The organism is Sphingobium quisquiliarum P25, assembly GCF_000445065.1.
Classification (GTDB): Bacteria; Pseudomonadota; Alphaproteobacteria; order Sphingomonadales; family Sphingomonadaceae; genus Sphingobium; species Sphingobium quisquiliarum.
The window spans coordinates 1-1,738 of the sequence record NZ_ATHO01000114.1; the positions used below are offsets into that span (position 1 = coordinate 1).

General features: G+C 59.6%; 3 protein-coding genes. All 3 read right to left on the bottom strand.

Translation table 11 applies throughout. The features are described 5' to 3' along the window. Nucleotides 1–54: 54 nt before the first annotated feature. The gene (locus tag L288_RS34825; protein ID WP_001389365.1) at nucleotides 55–819 is read right to left on the bottom strand and encodes an IS6-like element IS6100 family transposase; all 765 of its coding nucleotides are present in this window, start codon (nucleotides 817–819) and stop codon (nucleotides 55–57) included. Nucleotides 820–887: 68 nt separating this feature from the next. Beyond that, entirely contained in the window at nucleotides 888–1,331 is a 444-nt protein-coding gene (locus L288_RS34830; protein WP_015449273.1) for a nuclear transport factor 2 family protein, read from the bottom strand. 243 nt (nucleotides 1,332–1,574) lie between these two features. After that, the coding region (locus tag L288_RS43100; protein ID WP_021238847.1) for a transposase at nucleotides 1,575–1,738 on the bottom strand (164 nt) is incomplete at its 5' end.

Consider the following 1,738-nt stretch of genomic DNA (forward strand, 5'->3'; position numbering starts at 1 on the left):
GGCTCTGTTGCAAAGATTGGCGGCAGTCAGAGGTAGGCTGTCGCTCTGCGCCGATCAGGCGGCTGCTGCGAAATGGTGGTTGAGCATGCCCATGGCCTCCGTCAGCGCCGAGGGCCCAATGCCAAAAGCTCTCTCCACAAGGCGCACCTCGCCCCTGATGCCGGGCTGCAGGCACCAGGGGCGAGCCTGTCCTTTGCGCAGGGCTCGCATGACTTCGAATCCCTTGATCGTGGCATAGGCCGTGGGGATCGATTTGAAACCGCGCACCGGCTTGATCAGTATCTTGAGCTTTCCGTGATCGGCCTCGATCACGTTATTGAGATACTTCACCTGCCGGTGGGCCGTCTCCCGGTCCAGCTTTCCTTCGCGCTTCAATTCGGTGATCGCTGCACCATAGCTCGGCGCTTTGTCGGTATTGAGCGTGGCAGGCTTTTCCCAGTGCTTCAGGCCTCGCAGGGCCTTGCCCAGGAACCGCTTCGCTGCCTTGGCGCTGCGGGTCGGCGACAGGTAGAAATCGATCGTGTCGCCCCGCTTGTCGACTGCCCGGTACAGGTAGGTCCACTTGCCCCGCACCTTGACGTAGGTTTCATCCAGGCGCCAGCTCGGATCAAAGCCACGCCGCCAGAACCAGCGCAGCCGCTTCTCCATCTCCGGGGCGTAGCACTGGACCCAGCGATAGATCGTCGTATGGTCGACCGAAATGCCGCGTTCCGCCAGCATTTCCTCAAGGTCGCGATAGCTGATCGGATAGCGACAATACCAGCGCACCGCCCACAGGATCACATCACCCTGGAAATGGCGCCACTTGAAATCCGTCATCGTTCCGTCCGTCCAATCTCCGCCAAGCATGCTCAAGCTTCACGATTTTTGCAACAGAGCCCCGGCAATCATTGGCCCGGAGGTGAAAGCTTCAATCCGGTGAGCGGGCTGAAAACGCGCTGGTTGACGAACCGGCGGCTGATCTTCCATGTGCCATTGCGGCGTTCATAATCGTCATGATAGCTCGCGACGACATGTGCGGCCTGACCATCGGCAAGATTGCCGATGCAGTAGACGTCGCAAATGCCCTTTGCGGTATCGCCGTTGAGTTCAAGACGGTGATTGGTGCAATAATGGGTGGTGCTCTGCCACATCGGCCAGATCAGATTTTCAACTGCGCCGCTGATCTCGTCGATACCGCTGAATTTCTGGACAAACTCGATATCCCAGACTGCATCTTCCCACCAGATCGCCTGGAATCGCTCCAGTTCATGCTTGTCCACGCCAAGGCAATAATCCGACACAAGATCGGCCAGCGCAAACCTGCTGATCACCTCTTCTAGATTCGACATGATTACTCCTCTGTGATTGTGACATACATTCCCCAAGTGGCATGCCGTCTGACGTGAGTTTAGCCTGAATCCGACCGCAGGACAATCATTTTCCGTCCCGAGCGGCGTCGTCGGGCGCGCAAGGCGCTGAGACAGGGCAGATCGGCCCGCGAAGCCGCCGTGTTGTGCCCTGGTGGCGGTGTTTTTCAGCGCAGCGGACAGACCCATCCTGCCGTTTTCGTTCAGTTTGGGCGTGGATGGCGGTCATGCGCATAGCGGAGGCGCTCGCAATCGGCGGATGGCGGCGAGGATGGCGCGGACCATCGGACCGGTGACGGCCACCTCGGCCAGCTGGAAGGTGATGGCGCGGGCATGGCGGACGACACGTGCCCCGATCTTGATCAGCTTCAGTTGCAGGCTGGTCAACG

Coding starts and splice junctions, on each gene's coding strand:
- L288_RS34825 (WP_001389365.1), bottom strand. CDS start 819: ATGACGGATTTCAAGTGGCGCCATTTCCAGGGTGATGTGATCCTGTGG.
- L288_RS34830 (WP_015449273.1), bottom strand. CDS start 1,331: ATGTCGAATCTAGAAGAGGTGATCAGCAGGTTTGCGCTGGCCGATCTT.